This window comes from Azospirillum sp. P4_B5, from assembly GCF_056402275.1.
In genome coordinates, this window is sequence record NZ_JBFUHT010000008.1 from 219877 (window position 1) to 237460 (window position 17584).

Annotated in this window: 15 protein-coding genes; 13 read left to right on the forward strand and 2 right to left on the reverse strand. The window is 68.8% G+C overall.

Going from position 1 to position 17584, the window contains the following annotated elements; translation table 11 throughout:
* The 8 genes from cobN (at window position 1) to AC1DVI_RS08760 (ending at window position 10667) form a co-directional block, all read left to right on the forward strand.
* Window positions 1-3903 (forward strand): cobaltochelatase subunit CobN, encoded by a 3903-nt coding sequence (gene cobN, locus AC1DVI_RS08725; RefSeq protein ID WP_476957620.1) that lies wholly within the window; start codon window positions 1-3, stop codon window positions 3901-3903.
* A complete protein-coding gene (locus AC1DVI_RS08730) occupies window positions 3900-4388 on the forward strand; it encodes a MotA/TolQ/ExbB proton channel family protein (protein WP_149165705.1) in 489 nt (162 codons plus the stop codon). Before cobN ends, AC1DVI_RS08730 begins: the two co-directional genes overlap by 4 nt.
* Window positions 4388-4714 carry a DUF2149 domain-containing protein gene (locus tag AC1DVI_RS08735; protein WP_476957621.1) on the forward strand — a complete coding sequence of 109 codons (327 nt, stop codon included), beginning with the start codon at window positions 4388-4390 and terminating at the stop codon, window positions 4712-4714. The genes AC1DVI_RS08730 and AC1DVI_RS08735 overlap by 1 nt, the downstream gene beginning before the upstream one ends.
* Before the next feature lie 207 nt (window positions 4715-4921).
* Window positions 4922-5446 carry an RNA polymerase sigma factor gene (locus AC1DVI_RS08740; RefSeq protein WP_149165703.1) on the forward strand — a complete coding sequence of 175 codons (525 nt, stop codon included), beginning with the start codon at window positions 4922-4924 and terminating at the stop codon, window positions 5444-5446.
* Between the two features lie 117 nt (window positions 5447-5563).
* A complete protein-coding gene (locus AC1DVI_RS08745) occupies window positions 5564-6589 on the forward strand; it encodes a FecR family protein (RefSeq protein WP_476957622.1) in 1026 nt (341 codons plus the stop codon).
* A 250-nt stretch (window positions 6590-6839) separates the two neighbouring features.
* Entirely contained in the window at window positions 6840-9257 is a 2418-nt protein-coding gene (locus tag AC1DVI_RS08750) for a TonB-dependent siderophore receptor (protein ID WP_476957623.1), read from the forward strand.
* A gap of 64 nt (window positions 9258-9321) precedes the next feature.
* A complete protein-coding gene (locus AC1DVI_RS08755) occupies window positions 9322-10485 on the forward strand; it encodes a PepSY-associated TM helix domain-containing protein (RefSeq protein ID WP_476957624.1) in 1164 nt (387 codons plus the stop codon).
* The gene (locus tag AC1DVI_RS08760) at window positions 10482-10667 is read left to right on the forward strand and encodes a hypothetical protein (RefSeq protein WP_149165700.1); all 186 of its coding nucleotides are present in this window, start codon (window positions 10482-10484) and stop codon (window positions 10665-10667) included. The genes AC1DVI_RS08755 and AC1DVI_RS08760 overlap by 4 nt, the downstream gene beginning before the upstream one ends.
* 11 nt (window positions 10668-10678) lie before the next feature.
* Here the strand turns inward: AC1DVI_RS08760 and AC1DVI_RS08765 are convergent, their stop codons facing one another.
* Together AC1DVI_RS08765 and AC1DVI_RS08770 are read right to left on the reverse strand one after the other, a co-directional pair.
* Entirely contained in the window at window positions 10679-10864 is a 186-nt protein-coding gene (locus AC1DVI_RS08765) for a hypothetical protein (protein ID WP_476957625.1), read from the reverse strand.
* A gap of 88 nt (window positions 10865-10952) precedes the next feature.
* On the reverse strand, window positions 10953-11657 hold the full coding sequence (locus tag AC1DVI_RS08770) for a GntR family transcriptional regulator (protein WP_476957626.1): 705 nt from the start codon (window positions 11655-11657) through the stop codon (window positions 10953-10955).
* Between the two features lie 247 nt (window positions 11658-11904).
* Here AC1DVI_RS08770 and AC1DVI_RS08775 point away from each other — a divergent pair, with 247 nt between their 5' ends.
* The 5 genes from AC1DVI_RS08775 (at window position 11905) to AC1DVI_RS08795 (ending at window position 17527) form a co-directional block, all read left to right on the forward strand.
* Window positions 11905-12789 carry an enoyl-CoA hydratase/isomerase family protein gene (locus AC1DVI_RS08775; RefSeq protein WP_476957627.1) on the forward strand — a complete coding sequence of 295 codons (885 nt, stop codon included), beginning with the start codon at window positions 11905-11907 and terminating at the stop codon, window positions 12787-12789.
* An 80-nt stretch (window positions 12790-12869) separates the two neighbouring features.
* The gene (locus AC1DVI_RS08780) at window positions 12870-14369 is read left to right on the forward strand and encodes an aldehyde dehydrogenase family protein (RefSeq protein WP_476957628.1); all 1500 of its coding nucleotides are present in this window, start codon (window positions 12870-12872) and stop codon (window positions 14367-14369) included.
* Between the two features lie 33 nt (window positions 14370-14402).
* Window positions 14403-15602 (forward strand): ABC transporter substrate-binding protein, encoded by a 1200-nt coding sequence (locus AC1DVI_RS08785; RefSeq protein WP_476957629.1) that lies wholly within the window; start codon window positions 14403-14405, stop codon window positions 15600-15602.
* A 30-nt stretch (window positions 15603-15632) separates the two neighbouring features.
* Window positions 15633-16532 carry a 3-hydroxyisobutyrate dehydrogenase gene (gene mmsB, locus AC1DVI_RS08790; protein WP_476957630.1) on the forward strand — a complete coding sequence of 300 codons (900 nt, stop codon included), beginning with the start codon at window positions 15633-15635 and terminating at the stop codon, window positions 16530-16532.
* Between the two features lie 14 nt (window positions 16533-16546).
* Complete coding sequence (locus AC1DVI_RS08795; protein WP_476957631.1) at window positions 16547-17527, forward strand: quinone oxidoreductase family protein; 981 nt, start codon at window positions 16547-16549, stop codon at window positions 17525-17527.
* Window positions 17528-17584 lie beyond the last annotated feature (57 nt).

Below are 17584 nucleotides of genomic sequence, written 5' to 3' on the forward strand. Positions count from 1 at the left end.
ATGACGCTCCTTTCACGATTGATCGTGGTCCTGTGCCTGTGCGCCGCCGGGATGGCGGTGGCACGGGCGGCGGAGGCTGCACCGCGCCCGACGGTCCGGGTCGTCACCAACAGCTTCGTGCTTCCCGGCAAGCTGGAGCGCCTCGCCCGCTTCGCCGACGAGGACGGGGTGACGCTGGACAGCCTGCGCGTCGAGACCGCAACGGGCGAGCCGGCGGCGTGGCTGGCCGGCGCCGACCTCGTCATCCTCGACACACCGCGTCCGGGCGATCTCGCCGTGGTGCGACAGGCGCTGGGGACGGCGCTGGACGATGCCGGCGTGCCCTGGCTCCAGGTCGGAGGCGGCCCTCCCGCCTTCGGAGGTGTGGCCCCGGAGCACGCGCGGCGCCTGCTCGCCTATTACGCCAACGGCGGCGAGATCAATTTGCGCCGCATGGCCGCCTACATCCGGGAATGGCGGGCGGGTGGGAACACTGAGGCCCTGGCCCCGGCGGAGCCCTTGCCGAAGAGCGGCGTCTATCATCCGGCGGCGCCGCGGCTTTTTTCACACGTCGGGGACTATCTCGCCTGGGGCGCGGACCGCTGGCCCGCCGACGCGCCGCGCGTCGCCTTCGCCTTTCACGCCGGCAGCCTGTCGGCGATGCAAACCGGGGTCATCGACGCCCTGGTGGCGGGGGCCGAGGCCCGTGGGCTGGCGCCGCTGGCGGTCTGGTTCGACGCCACCGATCCGCAGGCGCTGCAGTCTCTTCTGCAGCCGGCGGGTGCCGCGCTGCTGGTCAACCTGCATCACATGCAGAATGGTCCCGCCCGCCGGGCCGAGTTCGAGAGCCTGGGCATTCCCGTGCTGCAGACCCTCGGCTATCGCGACGGCGGGCCGGAGGACTGGCGCCGCGCGCCAGCCGGCGTTCCGTCCCAGCTGGTGGCGCCGTTCCTGGCGGTGCCGGAAGGCTGGGGGATGAGCGATCCGCTGGTGATCGAAGCCGTGGAGAGGGGAGAACCCGTGCCCATCGCCGAACAGGTGGCGGCCCTGCTCGACAAGGCGGCGGCGCTCGCCGCCCTGCGCCGCACGGCCAACGCCGACAAGAGCCTAGCGGTGATGGTGTGGAACTATCCACCGGGCGAGAAGAACCTGTCGGCCTCGAACCTGAACGTGCCGCGCAGCCTGGAACGGCTGACCGGCGCGCTCGCCGCCGCCGGCTACGACGTGCCGCCGACCGAAGAGGCCCGGCTGATCGAGGCGGGGCAGGCGATGCTCGGCGGATTGTACCGGCCCGAGACGCTTGACCAGTTGTTGGCCGCCGGGCTGGCCGAGGCTTTCCCGGTCGCCCGCTACGCCGCATGGTTCGCCGCCCTGCCGGAGACGGTCCGCGACAGCGTCACCGACCGCTGGGGCCGGCCCGAGGAGCATTGGGCGGTCCGCACCATCGACGGCGAGGCGCGCTTCGTGGTTCCGCGCCTGCGTCTGGGCAAGCTGACCCTGCTGCCCCAGCCGCCACGCGGCGGAACGCCCGGCCACGCCTATCACGATTCCAAGATGCCGCCGGACCACTATTACCTCGCCGTCTACCTGTATGTGCGGCAGGCGCTGGCGGCCCATGCGCTGATCCATTTCGGCACCCACGGCACCCAGGAATGGACGCCGGGCAAGGAACGCGGCCTGTGGGCCCATGATTTCCCGATCCTGGCGGTCGGCTCCCTGCCGGTCTTTTATCCCTACATCCAGGACAACATCGGCGAGGCGATCCAGGCCAGGCGGCGGGGCCGCGCCGTCACCGTCAGCCACCAGACCCCGGCCTTCGCCCCCGCCGGGCTGTATGACGAACTGCGCGACCTCCACGCGCTGGTCCATGAGCATGGCCAGCTCGACGGAGGCGCCACCCGTGACCGCACCGCCGAACGGATCCGGACGGCGGCGGTGGAGGCCGGCATCGCTCGCGATCTCGGGTGGGATGCCGAGCGCATGAGCGCGGATTTCGACAACTTCCTGGCGGCGCTCCATGACCATCTGCACGAACTGGCCCGCCACGCCATGCCGCTGGGACTGCACGCCTTCGGTGACCCGGCCGCCCCCGAGCATCGCCTCGCCACGGTCATGCAGCAACTGGGAGAGCCCTTCTACCGCCGTCTCGGCCTCGACCCTCGGGAGGTCTTTGCCGACACGTTCGACACCCTCAAGGAGACGGAGCCTTACCGCCTGCTGCACCGCCATCTGCGCGAGGAGATGGCGCTGGACACGGTCGCCGATCCGGAGCTGCGCGCTCTGCTGGAGCGGGCCGCCGCCCTCGACCGTCATCTGGCCGACCCGCAGGAGGTGGAGGCTCTGCTCGCCGGGCTGTCGGGCGGCTTCGTCCAGCCGGGGCCGGGCGGCGATCCGGTGCGAAACCCGGACGTGCCGAGCGGCCGCAACATCGCGACCTTCGAGCCGGACAAAATCCCCACCCGCGCGGCCCACGAGGCGGGGGCCGACGCGCTGGCCAAGCTGATCGACGCCTACCGGGCCGAGCATGACGGGGCGGTGCCGGAGAAGATCGCCGTCTCGCTGTGGTCGTCGGAGGCGATGCGCCATCTGGGTGTGCTGGAAAGCCAAGTGCTTCACGCGCTGGGCCTGCGGCCGGTGTGGGACGGCGGGGGCCGGGTCACCGCGCTGGACATCGTGCCGGCGGCAGAACTTGGGCGCCCGCGCATCGACGTGGTTCTCCAGGTGACCAGCGTCTACCGGGACCAGTTCGACGGTTTCATGCGCCTGCTGGCCGGAGCCATCGACCGCTTGGCCCGGCTGGACGAGCCGGGCAACGCCGTGGCGCGCCACAGCGCGGAGACGGCGCGGAGCCTGATCGCGCAGGGCGTCGCACCGGAACGGGCGCAGGAGTTGGCCGCGCTGCGGCTGTTCGGCAACGAGCCGGGGGATTACGGCAGCGGACTGACCCATGCGGTGCTCGATTCCACCCACTGGACGCAGGACGCCGCGCTGGCCGACGCGTTCCTCGACCGGCTTCAATACGCCTATGGCGCGCGGGAATGGGGTATCCGGCTGCCGGCGGAGGATGGAAACCTCTTCGCCGAGACGTTGCGCGGCGTTCAGGCGGCGGTGCTCGCACGATCGTCGCGGCTGCACGGCGTGCTGTCCACCGACCACCCCTTCGAGCATCTCGGCGGGCTGGCGCTCGCGGTGCGGCGTCTCGACGGCGACAGCCCCTCGCTCTACATCGCCGACCTGCGCGAGGCGCAGGCGCGTGTCACCGGGGCAGCCCGCTTCCTGGCCGACGAGCTGCAGTCGCGCTACCTCAATCCGCATTGGATCGGCGCCATGCAGGCGGAGGGCTACGCCGGCACCACGGAGATCGTGAAGACGGTCAACAACCTGTGGGGCTGGCAGGTGACGGCGCCGGAGACGGTGCGGGCCGACCAGTGGCAGGCGGTCCACGACACCTACGTCCGGGACCGTCGGAACCTCGGGATAGACGGCTGGTTCGAACGGCACAACCCCACGGCCCAGGCGCAGGTGATCGAGCGGATGGCCGAAGCGATCCGGAAAGGCTATTGGGACGCCGACGACCGGACGCGCCGCGAACTGGCCGAACGCTGGCAGGTGCTGGCGCGCGACCACGGTGCGAGTGCCGGGGAATCGGCCACCGCCGCCTTCATGAAGGCCATGGCCGCCGGCTACGCCCCGGCGGTGGAACCATCCGCCCCCTCCCCATCCGCGGAAACCACCCCGTCCGAAGCCGTTTCCGAAGCCGTGCGGGGAACGGTGATGACCCCGGTTCCAGCGGACCGCGAGGCCGATCCCGCGGCGTGGCGTGCTTTGGCCGGTCTTAGCCTGCTCATCCTCTTCATTCTGGGCGGAGCCGCCCGGCAGGCCGGCGCCAACCGCCGGCTCACTTCTTTGAGGACTTCATCATGACCATTCTAGAAAGTGGGCTCTACGACATCGCCCGCCTGTTCCTGCTGCCCGTCCTGCTGCTGATCCTGGCGTCGCTGGCCTACAGCCTGACGGCGCTGGGGGCCTTCGCGGTGGAGGCGTGGCAACGCCGCCGCGGGGTACACCGCTCGCCGCTGATCGCCCACCGGCACCGCACGGGATGCGGCAGCGACGATCTGGAGCTGTGGATCATGAAGCGGCTGGAGTGGTTGCGGGTGGTGGCCCGCAGCGCGCCGATGCTGGGGCTGGTGGCGACGATGATCCCCATGGGGCCGGCTCTGCTGGCCCTGACCCGCAACGACGCCCAGGGCATCGGCGAGAACCTGACGGTGGCCTTCTCCGCGGTGATCCTGGCGCTGGTAGCGGCCAGCATCGCCTTCTTCATCCTGACCTTCCGCCGCCGCTGGCTGCTGGAGGATCTGCGGGCGGTGGAGCGGTCCCTGGCCGACGCCGGGGGGGCCGGCTGATGCGCTTTCTCGACCATGACGACGCCGACGATCCGATCCTGTCGGTGGTGAACCTGATCGACCTGTTCCTGGTGGTCATCGGCATCCTGATGATTGTCGTCGTGCGCAACCCGCTCAACCCCTTCTCGTCGACCAAAGCCGTCGTGGTGGAGAATCCCGGCGAATCCGACATGCGCATCACGGTGAAGGACGGGCGGGAGCTGACCCGCTACGAATCGACCGGCAACATCGGGGAAGGCCGGGGGGTCCTTGCGGGAACGACCTACCGCCTGCCGGACGGACGACTGATCTATGTTCCCGAAACAACTGCTTCCGGTACGCCGTGACCGGGGTGCTGGCAACACCAACCGAGGGGCATTCTTTGATAATAAGAATAGTTCGCATTATGAACTCAATGCGGCTATACCGGTGTGACCGGCATTCCAGGCGATGGCCCCACGGGCGCCGGTATCCTCGCATCCGTCATTCCGCGCGTCTGTGCCCGACACCCTCCACCCACCGCTGCCCGACGACACCCGTTCCCGGGGCGCCCGATGACGGGCTCCATGGGCGCCTGGGCGCGCAAGATCGCGGAGTTGTTCGATGCGCATCGACTGCGCGTGGAGCGTGCCATCGCGCGGCGGACCGGCGACCCGCAAACCGCGGGCGATCTCGCGCAGGACGCCTTCCTGCGGCTGGCCCGTCTGCCCGATGGCGAGGCGATCCAGAATCCGGCCGGGCTGCTGTATGTGGTGGCCGATCGCGTCGCGCTGGACCATTGCCGGGCCGCCAAGCGCCAGCGCCTGCGTGAGGCCGGTCCGCCCGACGAGGACCTGCCCTCCTCCGGCCCCGCGGCTGATGCGGTGGTGGAGCGGAACCAGACCATGGCCCGGCTGCGCGGCGCCATCGACTCCCTGCCGCCCAAGACTCGGGACGTCTTCCTTCTCTACCATGTCGAGGGCTTGTCCTACCGTGCCATCGGCGAGCGGCTTGGCATCTCCCCCCGCACGGTGGAGTACCATCTGCGCACGGCGCTGGAGCAGTGCCGCGCGCGCATGAAGCGGCGTCCGCCACGATGATGCGCCGGGCCAAGGTCCCGGCCGGTCATTTTCTTTGAGGGATCGGCCGCCTTCGACCGTCAATCCAAACACGAGACAACCCAAACACGTGACCACGGGAGCGCTCAGCGGGACGCGATGGATCATCTGGACGGACAGCGCAGCGAGCCGGCGGACGGCGGCCCGATGGAAGGCGGACCAGACGAGGACCGGCTGTTCTCGGAAGCCAACGCGTGGCACTTCCGCCTGCAATCCGACGATGTCCGGCCGGCGGAGCGCGCCGCTTTTGCCGACTGGCTGGCCCGCAGTCCGGCTCACTCCCGTGCCTGGGCCGACCTGCAGACCCTCCTTCACGACCTGAGGGAACCCGCCCGCGCCGCCTATGCCGAGTCCCGCAGCGCCCCGCCCCACCGCCCCGCGGCGGCCGGCATCCGGCGCCTTGCCGCGGCGCTGACGATCCTGCTGGTGGTCGGCGGCCTCGGCGTCTGGCACGGACCGACGCTGTATCAGAACGCCGTCGCGGATCAGGTGACCGCGACCGGGCAGCGCCGGAGCTTGACGCTGCCGGACGGCTCCACGGTCGACATGAATGGCGGCACCGCGCTGGCGCTCGATTACCGAGAGGGCGAGAGGCGCGTGCGGATTCTGCGCGGTGAGGCGTGGTTCAACGTCATGCGCGATCCCGACCATCCCTTCGTCGTCGATGGCGGGGCGGGTGCCGCCCGTGTGCTGGGAACCCAGTTCAGCGTCCGGCGCGAGAACGAGCGCACGACGGTCACCGTGGGCGAAGGGCTAGTGGAGGTCGTCGCCCATCGGAACGCCGACGGCAACGCCCCCTGGCCGGACGGCGTCCGCCTGCACCCCGGCGAGAGCGCGGAGGCCGATGCCGACGGCCTGACCGGGCCACGGGCGGTGGACACCGCCGTCGCCTTCGCGTGGCGCCAGGGTCAGATCGTCTTCCGCCAGCAGTCGCTCGCCTCCGTCATCGCGGCTCTGAACCGGCAATGGCCGGGCCGGGTGGTCCTGCTGAACGACGAGGCGGCGGAGCGCGTCGTGTCCGGCGTCTTTGCGCTCGACCGGCCGGATGCCGTGATCGACGCGCTGGAGCGCGGTCTCGGCGTGCGCGCCACGCGCATCACCCCCTACTTGACCCTGCTCCGCTGAAAAAAATCGGCGGGACCTAAAAAACTTCCCAGGGTTCTCCGCGCGCCCGTCGTCATGTCCGGGAGGGAAGAGAATGAGACGCAATCGCAAAAGCGGTGCTCTCTCTCTCACCGGACGACAGAGGCGAGCGATGACATCGGTGACGTGTGAAGCGACGGGTGTGACGAACGGGCGCCGGGACGGCGTCCAGGATGGCCGGCTGGGCCGCAGGCTCCCGGGCCGGTTCAAAGTCCGGTTCAAAGTCCGGTTCATGGGGCGGCTCCTGGCGACGACGATGCTGATCGTGCCGGGCCTCCCGCTGTCCGGCGTCGCCGCGGCCATGGCGCAGTCGATCCAGGAGGCGGTCCCGGCCCGCCCGGTGACCTTCGCCATCGCGCCGCAGTCGGTGGACGGGGCGCTTGCCGCCTTCTCCACCGCCACGCGCATCCAGGTGCTGACCGCCGGCGCGGTGACCCAGGGCGTCAATTCTCCCGGCGTCAGCGGATCGATGACCGCTCGCGAGGGGCTGAACCGCCTGCTGTCCGGCACCGGACTGGCCGCCCGCTTCCTCAACACCGAAACCGTGACGGTCGAGCGCGTGGCCGCCGGCGACGCCGTCCTGCTCGATCCGCTGCAGGTCGAAGGAAGCCGGGGCGCCACCGGCCCCGGCGCCCTGCCCCCGGCCTATGCCGGCGGACAGGTGGCGCGCGGCGGGCGCATCGGCGCGCTGGGCAACCAGGACGCGATGGACGTTCCGTTCTCCATCACCAGCTACACCGCCGAAACCATCCGCAACCAGCAGGCGGACACCATCGCCGACGTTCTGGCCAACGACCCGGCGGTGCGCAGCAGTCTCGGCTACGGCAATTTCTCCGAGAGCTTCGTCATCCGCGGCTTCCAGCTGACGGGGGAGGATCTGTCGGTGGACGGCCTCTACGGCACCGCTCCGCGCCAGATCGTCGCCACCAACATGTTCGAACGGGTGGAGGTGCTGAAGGGCGCCAACGCCTTCCTCAATGGCGCGGCCCCCAGCGGGTCCGGCATCGGCGGCGGCGTGAACCTCGTGCCCAAGCGAGCGGAGGACGAACCGCTGACCCGGCTGACCGCCAGCTACGCCATGGACAGCCGGTTGGGCCTGTCGGCCGATGTCGGCCGCCGGTTCGGCGACGCCAACCAGTTCGGCGTGCGCGCCAACGCCGCGGTCCGCGGCGGTGACACCGCCATCGACGACGAGGAGCGGACGCTGACGCTCGGCTCCCTGGCGCTGGATTACCGCGGCGAGCGCGCCCGCGTGACGCTCGACGTCGGCACCCAGACCCAGCGGGTGGAGCAGGGCCGCCCCGTGGTCTATGTCGGCGGCTTCGTCCCGGCGGTGCCGTCGGCCTCGCAGAATTACGCGCAGCCCTGGAGCTATTCGCGGATGCGCGACACCTTCGGACAGATCCGCGCCGAATACGACCTGCTGCCCAACCTCACCGCCTACGGCGCCTTCGGCCTGCGCAGCATGCGCGAGGACGGCGACTATGCCTCGCCCACCATCACGCGGCCCGACGGCACCGGCACGGTCCGACGCCTGACCGTGCCGCGCGAGGACGACACCGTCACCGGCCAAGCCGGCGTCCGGGCCGATCTGCTGACCGGCCCGCTCAGGCACCAGCTGAATGCCGGCGCCTCCGCGCTGCGGACGACCAACAACAACGGCTTCGAATTCGGCACGACCTCTGCCATCAACCTCTACAACATGGTCGGCCTCCCGCGCACGGCGACGACATCGTCCAGCGGCATGGTCGGCGATTTGCCGAAGGTCAGCGAGTCGGTGCTGCGCAGCGTCTACGCGTCGGACACGGTGTCGATCCTGAACGACCGGGTGATGGTCACCGCCGGCCTGCGCCAGCAGAACATCCAGGTGCGCGGCTACAACCGGGCCAACGGCGCCCGCACCTCCGATTACGACCAGTCGGCGCTGACGCCGGTGGTCGGGCTGGTGGTGAAGCCGGTCGAGCAGCTGTCGCTCTACGCCAACCGGATCGAGGGGCTGGCGCAGGGGCCGACCGCCCCGTCCACAGCGGCCAATTCCGGAGAGATCTTCGAGCCCTACCGGTCGGTCCAGTACGAGGTCGGCGGCAAGCTGGATTTCGGCAGCTTCGGCGGTTCGCTGTCGCTGTTCCAAACCACGCAGCCCAGCGGCGTCGCCGACCCGTTCACCCGCGTCTACAGCGTGTCCGGCGAACAGCGCAACCGCGGCATCGAACTGATGCTGTACGGCGAACCTGTGCAGGGCGTCCGGCTGCTGGGCGGCGCCACCTTCATCGATCCGGAGCTGAGCGACACCGGCAGCGCCGCGACCGAGGGCAAGGACGCCGTCGGCGTGCCGCGCCACCAGTTCAACGCCAACGTCGAATGGGACCTGCCCTTCCTCCCCGCATCCTTCCCCACCGTGACGCTGACCGGGCGGATGATCCACACCGGGTCGCAGTATCTCAACACCGCCAACACGCTGAAGATTCCCAGCTGGACCCGCTTCGACGTCGGCGCACGGATGATCGCCGACGTCCAGAACCGTCCGGTCACCGTCCGGGCGGCGGTCGAGAACGTGACCGACAAGGCCTATTGGGCGTCGGCCTCCGGCGGCTACCTGAGCCAGGGCAGCCCGCTGACGGCCAAGCTGTCGGTGTCGGTGGATTTCTGAGGGCGGATTTCTGAGGGCGGATTTCCGACCGGCGAAGCCGTGACGGCGGCATGAGGGGGACCCGATGACCAACCGAACCATCCGGATCTGGACTCTGATCCACAAATGGACCAGCCTGATCTGCACGATCTTCATGCTGCTGCTGTGCCTGACCGGCCTGCCGCTGATCTTCCATGACGAGATCGAGGCGCTGACGGCCGAGGACACCCTCCCGCCCATGCCGGCCGACACGCCCTTGAAATCGCTGGACGAGGCGGTGGCCTCGGCGCTGGCGACCTACCCCGGCGAGCGTCCGCTGTTCCTCAGCTTCGATGTGGACCGGCCGGTGGTGAACGTCACCACCGGCCCGGGAGCCCGCCCTCCGGTGTCGCAGATGCACATCTCCGCCATCGACCTGCGCACCACGCGGATCCTGGCCGACCTGAACGACGACGACGGGTTCATGCACGTGATGCTGCGCCTGCACGTGGACCTGTTCGCGGGACTGCCCGGCGAGCTGTTCCTCGGCTTCATGGGCTTTTTGCTGTTCCTGGCCACCCTGTCAGGGGTCGTGATCTATGCCCCCTTTATGCGCAAGCTGTCCTTCGGCACGGTGCGGGCCGGACGTGGCAGGCGGCTGAAATGGCTCGACCTGCACAACATGCTGGGCATCGTCACGCTGATGTGGGTGGTGGTGGTCGGATTGACCGGCGTCATCAACACCCTGTCCGTGCCGCTGGTCGCCTATTGGCGCGCCAACGAGCTTGCGGCGATGATCGCCCCCTACGAGGGCAAGCCGGTTCCGGAGCGCTTCGCCTCGGTCGACGCGGCCGTCCGCACCGCCATGGAGGCCGCCCCCGGCATGAAGCCGCAATTCGTCGCCTTCCCCGGCGTGCGCTTTTCCAGCAACCACCATTACGCGGTGTGGCTGAGGGGAGCCACGCCGGCCACCAACCGGATCCTGACCCCCGCCCTGATCGACGCGGAGACGGGGGCCTTCACCGACATGCGCTCCATGCCCTGGTACATGCTGGCGCTGCGGTTGTCGCAGCCGCTGCATTTCGGCGACTATGGCGGGCTGCCGATGAAGGTCCTTTGGGCGGTGCTGGACCTGCTGACCATCGTCATTCTCGGCAGCGGCCTGTATTTGTGGATCGCCCGCCGCCGCCTTGTCCAGGCTCGCCGTGCCCAGGATCATGCCGCCGCAGGCCCCGGCCTGCGCGCCACCGCCGGGGAGGCTGCGGAATGACGCCGCGCACTCCCTTCCGACCGCTGGCGGTCTTCGGCATTCCCGTGGCGATCGCGCTTGTCACCGCCGTCGGGCTGATCGCCGCCCTGCTGGATGACGGCGTCGTGGACGCCGTGTCCTGGGCAGCACTGTCGGTCCCCGTGCTCGCCGCGGTCTGGTCCTGGCGCAACCGCAACCGCTGAGAGCGGCCTCGTCACGGGAACCAAGCCGACGCGCGCGAGATCAGATGGTGCGAGACCTCGACTCGATCGTTCTGTCGGCGGCCTTGCTCGTGGTGGGCGCTTGAACCCGGTTCCCGGAAAGCGGCCCCATAGGAGCGCAGCCGGTCGGTGGTGACCTGGGTCGGGGCAATGCCGTGCTTCTTCAGCAGCTTGCGCATCCGCAAGCTCGTCCGATCACCGCCGTCCCGCAGTAGACTCCGCCGTCTCGCCAATTTGCGCAGCAAATATGGTCAAAGGACAACGCCGCTACTCATGGTCACCGACGGGCGGCATGGAGACCACCATATCGACCCAAATGCTTCCGCCCGTGGTCATGTGGTCGTGCATGTGCCGGCGCGCGGCCTCGCCATCCCCTTCCAGGATCGCCTTCACGAAAAGGTCGTGTTCCGTGTAGGACTTCATAGGGCGCGCGGTGTGCTGGAACGGATACTGGCGGTAGATGCGCAAGCGACTGCGAATGAGTTTCGCCTGATGCTCCAGGTGCTCGTTCCGGCTTCCGGCGTAAATCAATTCATGGAGTTCGCGATTGAGATTGTCGTAGGCCTCGATGTCGCCGGCCTCGGCGGCGGCGCGGCTCGCTTCGTGCACTTCCAGAAGGCGCTTGCGCCCGGCGATTCCCATGCGGCGGGCGGCAAGGCTGGCGGCCAGGGATTCCAGTTCGACCAGAACCTCCATCATGCCGACGAGCTGCTTGGCGGACATCCGCAATACGGAGGCGCCGGCTCCCGGCTTTATCGTGACCAGGCCGCTCGAACCGAGCTGGGACAGCACCTCGCGCACCGGCGTCCGTGACACGCCGAACCGTTCGGCCAAAGCTCGTTCGTCCAGGCGCTCACCGGGCGCGATGATCCCGCCCAGAATTTCCTGTTCGAGCACCTGCCGCATTTCCGTTACGCGGCTTGGCTTTTCCGCCTGCATGGCATGATCCGTTGGCAAATCGGGATCGGCCAACAGTATCGCGTGCCCCGGTCGACGTCAATGTGATGGTATGCCAAAACTCGATTTTGGTCGACCGAAGAGCTGAAACCGGCGGAGAGATCAGGCCGTGGCAGGCCGCAGCGCGCCCTCGCCCGGCGAAGGTTTTCAGCCCCTTCCGGCGCGCAAAGGCACGAATGGATACCGATGCAGTCCATTGCTGGGTCGGCAAACCATAAGCGTGCCAAACTTTCCATGTTGCATTCCATTGCCACTCTCTGGTATGCATATTCTCGTTCATGGTTCTTTAGAAAAACGAATGCGGTATCCGCAGGGCCGCGCCGCTGCCAATGACGGCGCCTGGGAGGAAACAATGAACGGGACGCCACGGGTTCAATCGGACGGGCCGGCGACAGCCCCCCAACTGACCGTGAAGGACGCGGTGGGCACCATCCGGCTCAACCGCCCGCTTCAGCACAACCGGATCGATGTGGCGGACATCGCCATTCTGGAGGAAAGAATCGCGGCCGCCGAAGCGAACCCCTCCATTCGCGTTTTGGTGCTGACCGCGACGGGGCCGAGTTTCTCGTCCGGGTACGACCTGAGCACGGCCCAGTCGTCCCAGCGCGGCGGGGCGGACGGCCAGGACGGGGAGAATGCCTTCGCGCGGTTGTGCGATCGCGTTGAAGCGGTCCGTGTTCCGACGATCTGCGCCCTCAACGGCAGCGTCTATGGCGGCTCCACCGATCTGGCGCTCGCCTGCGACTTCCGCATCGGCGTGACCGGGATGCGTATGCGCATGCCGGCCGGGCAGCTTGGCATACACTTCTACCCCAGCGGCCTTCGCCGCTACGTGTCGCGGCTTGGCCTCAATGCGGCCAAGCGCTTGTTTCTCACGGCGGAAACGATCACCGGCGACGACCTGCTGAGCATCGGCTTCCTGGACCGGGTCGTCGCTCCCGACGACCTCCAGGCCGCCGTGGACGAACTGGCCGGACGCATCACGGCCTGCGCGCCGCAGGCCATCGCCGGCATGAAGCGCGCGCTCAACGAACTCGCCCGCGGCGAACTGGACGATCGGGCGGCGGAAGCGGCCTTCGCCGCGAGCCTGCGTTCGGACGAGTTCGCCAACGCCTTGAAGGTTTGGTCGCAGCGCCGGGCGTCCTGACCGCCTCCGCCCCCGGCGCGCGCCGGATCGGCACACCAGCCCCCATCTCGACCAGCCCCCATCTCGAAAAGAGACCGTCCATGACCGACCAGAACCTGGTTCTGAACACGACCCCCCATGCCCTCGCGCGCGAACTGTCGGGTTTGCTGCTGATCGGCGGTGAACTCCGGCCGGCGGCCACGGGGAAGACCTTCGACGTCGTGAACCCCGCGACGGGCGAGGTGATCGCCACGGCGGCGGACGGCGGCGAGCGGGACGTCGACGACGCCGTCCGCGCGGCGGCCGCGGCGCAAGGCCCCTGGGCCCGCCTGTCGGCGCGCGAGCGAGGCCGGCTGCTGGTCGAATGCGGGCGCCGTCTGACCGGCCACGCCGAGGAGATCGGGCGCCTGCTCGCCCTGGAGACGGGCAAGGCCATTCGGACCGAAAGCCGGGTCGAGGCGTCGCTGGTGGCGGACACCCTGGCCTTCTACGGCGGGCTCGCGTCCGAGCTGAAGGGCGAAACCGTCCCCTTCCACCCGAAAATGCTGACCTTCACCCAGCGCGAGCCGATCGGCGTTGTCGGCGCCATTATCCCGTGGAACGTGCCCCTGTACCTGATGGCGCTCAAGATCGCGCCGGCGTTGGTCGCCGGAAACACGGTCATCGTCAAATCCGCCGAGGAGGCGCCTCTCGCGGCCCTGCGCGTCGTCCAGGTCATGAACCAGGTTCTGCCGGCGGGGGTCCTCAACATCCTGTCGGGTGACGGCCCCGGATGCGGCGCGCCCCTGGTCACCCATCCGGGGGTCGGCAAGGTGACCTTCACCGGCTCGGTGGAGACGGGAAAGATCATTTCGCATCTGGCGGCCGACAAGCTGATCCCCGTCACCCTCGAGCTGGGTGGCAAAAGCCCGATGATCGTGATGGGCGACGCCGATCTCGACAAGGCCATCGACGGCGCCGTCGCGGGCATGCGCTTCACGCGGCAAGGCCAGAGCTGCACCGCCTCCTCGCGCATCTTCGTCCACGAGAGCCTTCACGACGCCTTCATCGACAAACTGAAGGCGAAGGTCGACGCCATGACCATGGGCGACCCGCTGGACGAGGCGACGGACATCGGCACCATCATCTCGCCGCAGCAGTTCGAGCGGGTGCGGTCCTACATCGCGCTCGGCGAGACGACGGCGGGCGCGGTGGCCCATCGTTGCTCGGCCCTGCCGACGGACGAACGGTTGGCGCGCGGCCTGTTCGTGCAGCCCGTCCTCTTCACCGGCCTTGCCAACGATCATCGGCTGGCCCGCGAGGAAATCTTCGGTCCGGTCACCTGCGTGATCGCCTTCCGCGACTACGAGGACGCGCTGGCGATGGCCAACGACAGCGATTTCGGTCTCGCCGCGACCATCTGGACGCGCGACCTGCGCACCGCCCTCGACGCGACCCGGCGGCTCCAGGCCGGCTTCGTGCAGGTCAACCAGAACCTCGTGGTTCAGCCGGGTCTGTCCTACGGCGGCTTCAAGCAGTCCGGCCTTGGAAAAGAAGCATCCCTCGAAGCGATGCTCGATCACTTCACACACAAGAAGACGGTCATCATCAACATGGACTGATCAAGAACTCATCAAAAAAGGGAGGAAACGAGAATGCGCACGTCCTTTATCGCCGCTCTTCTGGCCACGACGACCTTGGCGGCCGGAGCGGCCCAGGCCGCCGAGGTCATCCGGATCGGCGTCCTGAACGACCAGTCGGGCCTGTACAGCGAATTCGGCGGCGCCGGTTCGGTCGAGGCGGCGAGACTGGCCGTCGAGGATTTCGGCGGCCAGGTTCTGGGCAAGAAGATCGAGATCCTGTCGGCGGACCATCAGAACAAGCCCGACATCGGGCTGGCGAAGGCCCGCGAATGGTTCGACACCCAGGGCGTCCATGCCATCGCCGACCTGACCAATTCGGCCATCGCCATCGGGGTCCAGAACCTCGCCCGCGAACGCGGAAAGATCACCCTGGCCACCGGTCCGGGGACGACGCGCCTCACCAACGAGGACTGCTCGCCCAACGGCTTCCACTGGATGTGGGACACCTATTCCCAGGCGGTCGGAACCGCCCGCGCCGTCGTCCAGGACGGCGGCAAGGACTGGTTCATGCTGACCGCCGACTACGCCTTCGGCCACCAGATGTCCGCCGACATCGACAAGACGGTCAAGGAGAACGGCGGCAAGGTGCTGGGGCAGGTCCGGCACCCGCTCGGCAACGCCGATTTCTCGTCCTTCCTTCTCCAGGCGCAGGCGTCCAAGGCCGCGATCATCGGGCTCGCCAACGGCGGGACGGACACCACCAACGCGGTCAAGCAGGCCGCCGAGTTCGGCATCACCAGCAGCGGCCAGAAGCTCGTCGGGCTGGCCGTCCTGATCAGCGACGTGCACGCGCTCGGCCTTGAGAACGCCAAGGGGCTGATCGCGACCACAGCCTACTACTGGGACCGCGACGAGGGCAGCCGCAAGCTGGGCGAGCGCTTCGAGGCGCGCATGAAGCGCAAACCCAACATGGTCCAGGCCGGCGTGTACTCGGCGGTGACGCATTACCTGAAGGCGATGCAGGCGGCCGGCACCGATGACGGCACCGTGGTCGCCGCCAAGATGCGGGAACTTCCGGTCGACGACCTCATCACCAAGGGCGGCAAGGTCCGCGAGGATGGCCGGGTCATCCGTGACATGTACCTGATCGAGGTCAAGACTCCGGCCGAGTCCAAGGGACCCTGGGATTACTACAAGGTTCAACGCACCATCCCCGGCGATCAGGCGGCGATCCCCTTGAGCGAAAGCAAATGCTCCCTGGTCAAGAAGTGACCCACTGAGAGACTCTTCCGGAGGAAAATCATGGCGCGGATTGCTTTCATCGGACTCGGCAACATGGGCCGTCCCATGTGCGAAAACCTGACCAAGGCCGGGCATGACGTCGTCGGGTACGACGTCGTGGCCGCGGCGCGCGACGCCTACGCCACCGCCGGCGGTCGCGCGGCCGCCACGCTGGCCGAAGCGCTGGCTGATGCCGACACCGTCATCAGCATGATCCCGACGGGAAAGCACGTGCGAGCCGCGTTTGAGGGTGAGGGCGGCGTGCTGGCGCACGCCCGTCCGGGCACGATGCTGATCGACTGCTCCACCATCGACGTGGAGAGCGCGCGGGCGGTCAGCAAGGCGGCGGCCGAGGCCGGTTTCGTCATGGTGGACGCGCCGGTGTCCGGCGCGGTCCCGGCGGCCCAGGCCGGGACCCTGACCTTCATGGTCGGCGGCACCGCCGAGGGTTTCGAGCGCGCCCGCCCGGTGCTGGCCGCCATGGGTCCCAAGATCTTCCATGTCGGCGCATCCGGGAACGGCGTGGCCCTGAAGATCTGCAACAACATGATGGCGGGCATGAGCATGGTCGCCATCAGCGAGGTGTTCGCCCTGGCCGAGAAGCTCGGGCTCGACCACCAGACGGTCTACGACGTCATGACCGTGTCCTCGGGCAATTGCTGGGCCTTGCAGAGCTATTGCCCGGTTCCGGGGCCGGTGCCGGCATCGCCGGCCAACCGCGGCTACCAGCCGGGCTTCGCGGCGGCGATGATGCTGAAGGACATGCGCCTGTCCCAGGACGCGGCCGGCACCAGCGGCGCCGCCACGCCCCTCGCCGGCAGCGCCGCCGCGCTCTACCAGATGCTTGTGGAGCACGGTCACGGAAACAAGGATTTCAGCGCCGTCTTCGCCCTGATCACCGGGCGGTTGACATCGGCGTGAAAGGGAAACCGATCATGGTTCATGCGATCCGCGTCCACCAGCCCGGTGGTCCCGAAGCCCTGGTCTGGGAGGAGGTGGCCGTGCCGCCGCCCGGCCCAGGGGAGGCCCTGGTCCGCCACACGGCGATCGGCGTCAACCTCATCGACACCTATCACCGCTCGGCTCTCTCCGGGCAATACGCGATCCCACGCCCGGCCGTGCTGGGCGTGGAAGGCGCCGGCGTCGTCGAGGCGGTCGGCCCCGGCGTCACCGATGTGGCGCCCGGCGACCGCGTCGCCTACTGGATGCTGCTCGGCGCCTACGCCGAACGGCGCATCGTTCCCACGCACCGTCTGGTAAAGTTGCCGGACACGGTGTCGGACGAGGTGGCCGCCGCCGCGATGGTCAAGGGGACGACGGCGCAGTATCTGCTGCATCGCGTCCATCCGGTCAAGGCGGGGGAAACCCTTCTCGTGCACGCGGCGGCGGGCGGCGTCGGCCAGATGCTGTGCCAGTGGGCGCACGCTTTGGGGGCGACGGTGATCGGCACGGTCGGCTCGCCGGAAAAGGCGGCCGTCGCCCGGAGCGCCGGCTGCGATCACGTCATCCTCTACCGCGAGGAGGATTTCGCCGCGCGCGTCCGCGACATCACCGGCGGTCGCGGTGTCGACGTGGTCTATGATTCCGTCGGGCAGGACACCTTCATGGCGTCGCTGGACTGTCTGAAGCCCTTCGGCCTGATGGTCAGCTTCGGGCAGGCGAGCGGCCCGGTGGCGCCCTTGGATATCAGCGTGTTGGCGCAAAAGGGCTCGATCTTCCTCGCCAAGCCGACCCTGGCCACCGTCACCCGCAGCCGCGACGACATCGAGACCCTGGCCGGCGGGCTGTTCGAGGCCCTGGCCTCGGGCCGGGTCCAGGTCGGCATCGCCCACCGGGCGCCGCTCACCGAGGCTGCATCGGTGCACCGCGACCTGGAAGCCCGCCGCACGACGGGGCCGATCGTGCTCATTCCCTGACGCGAACCGTCCTTCGCCTCGGAAACACATGGCCCGCATCGCGGCGACAGGAACACC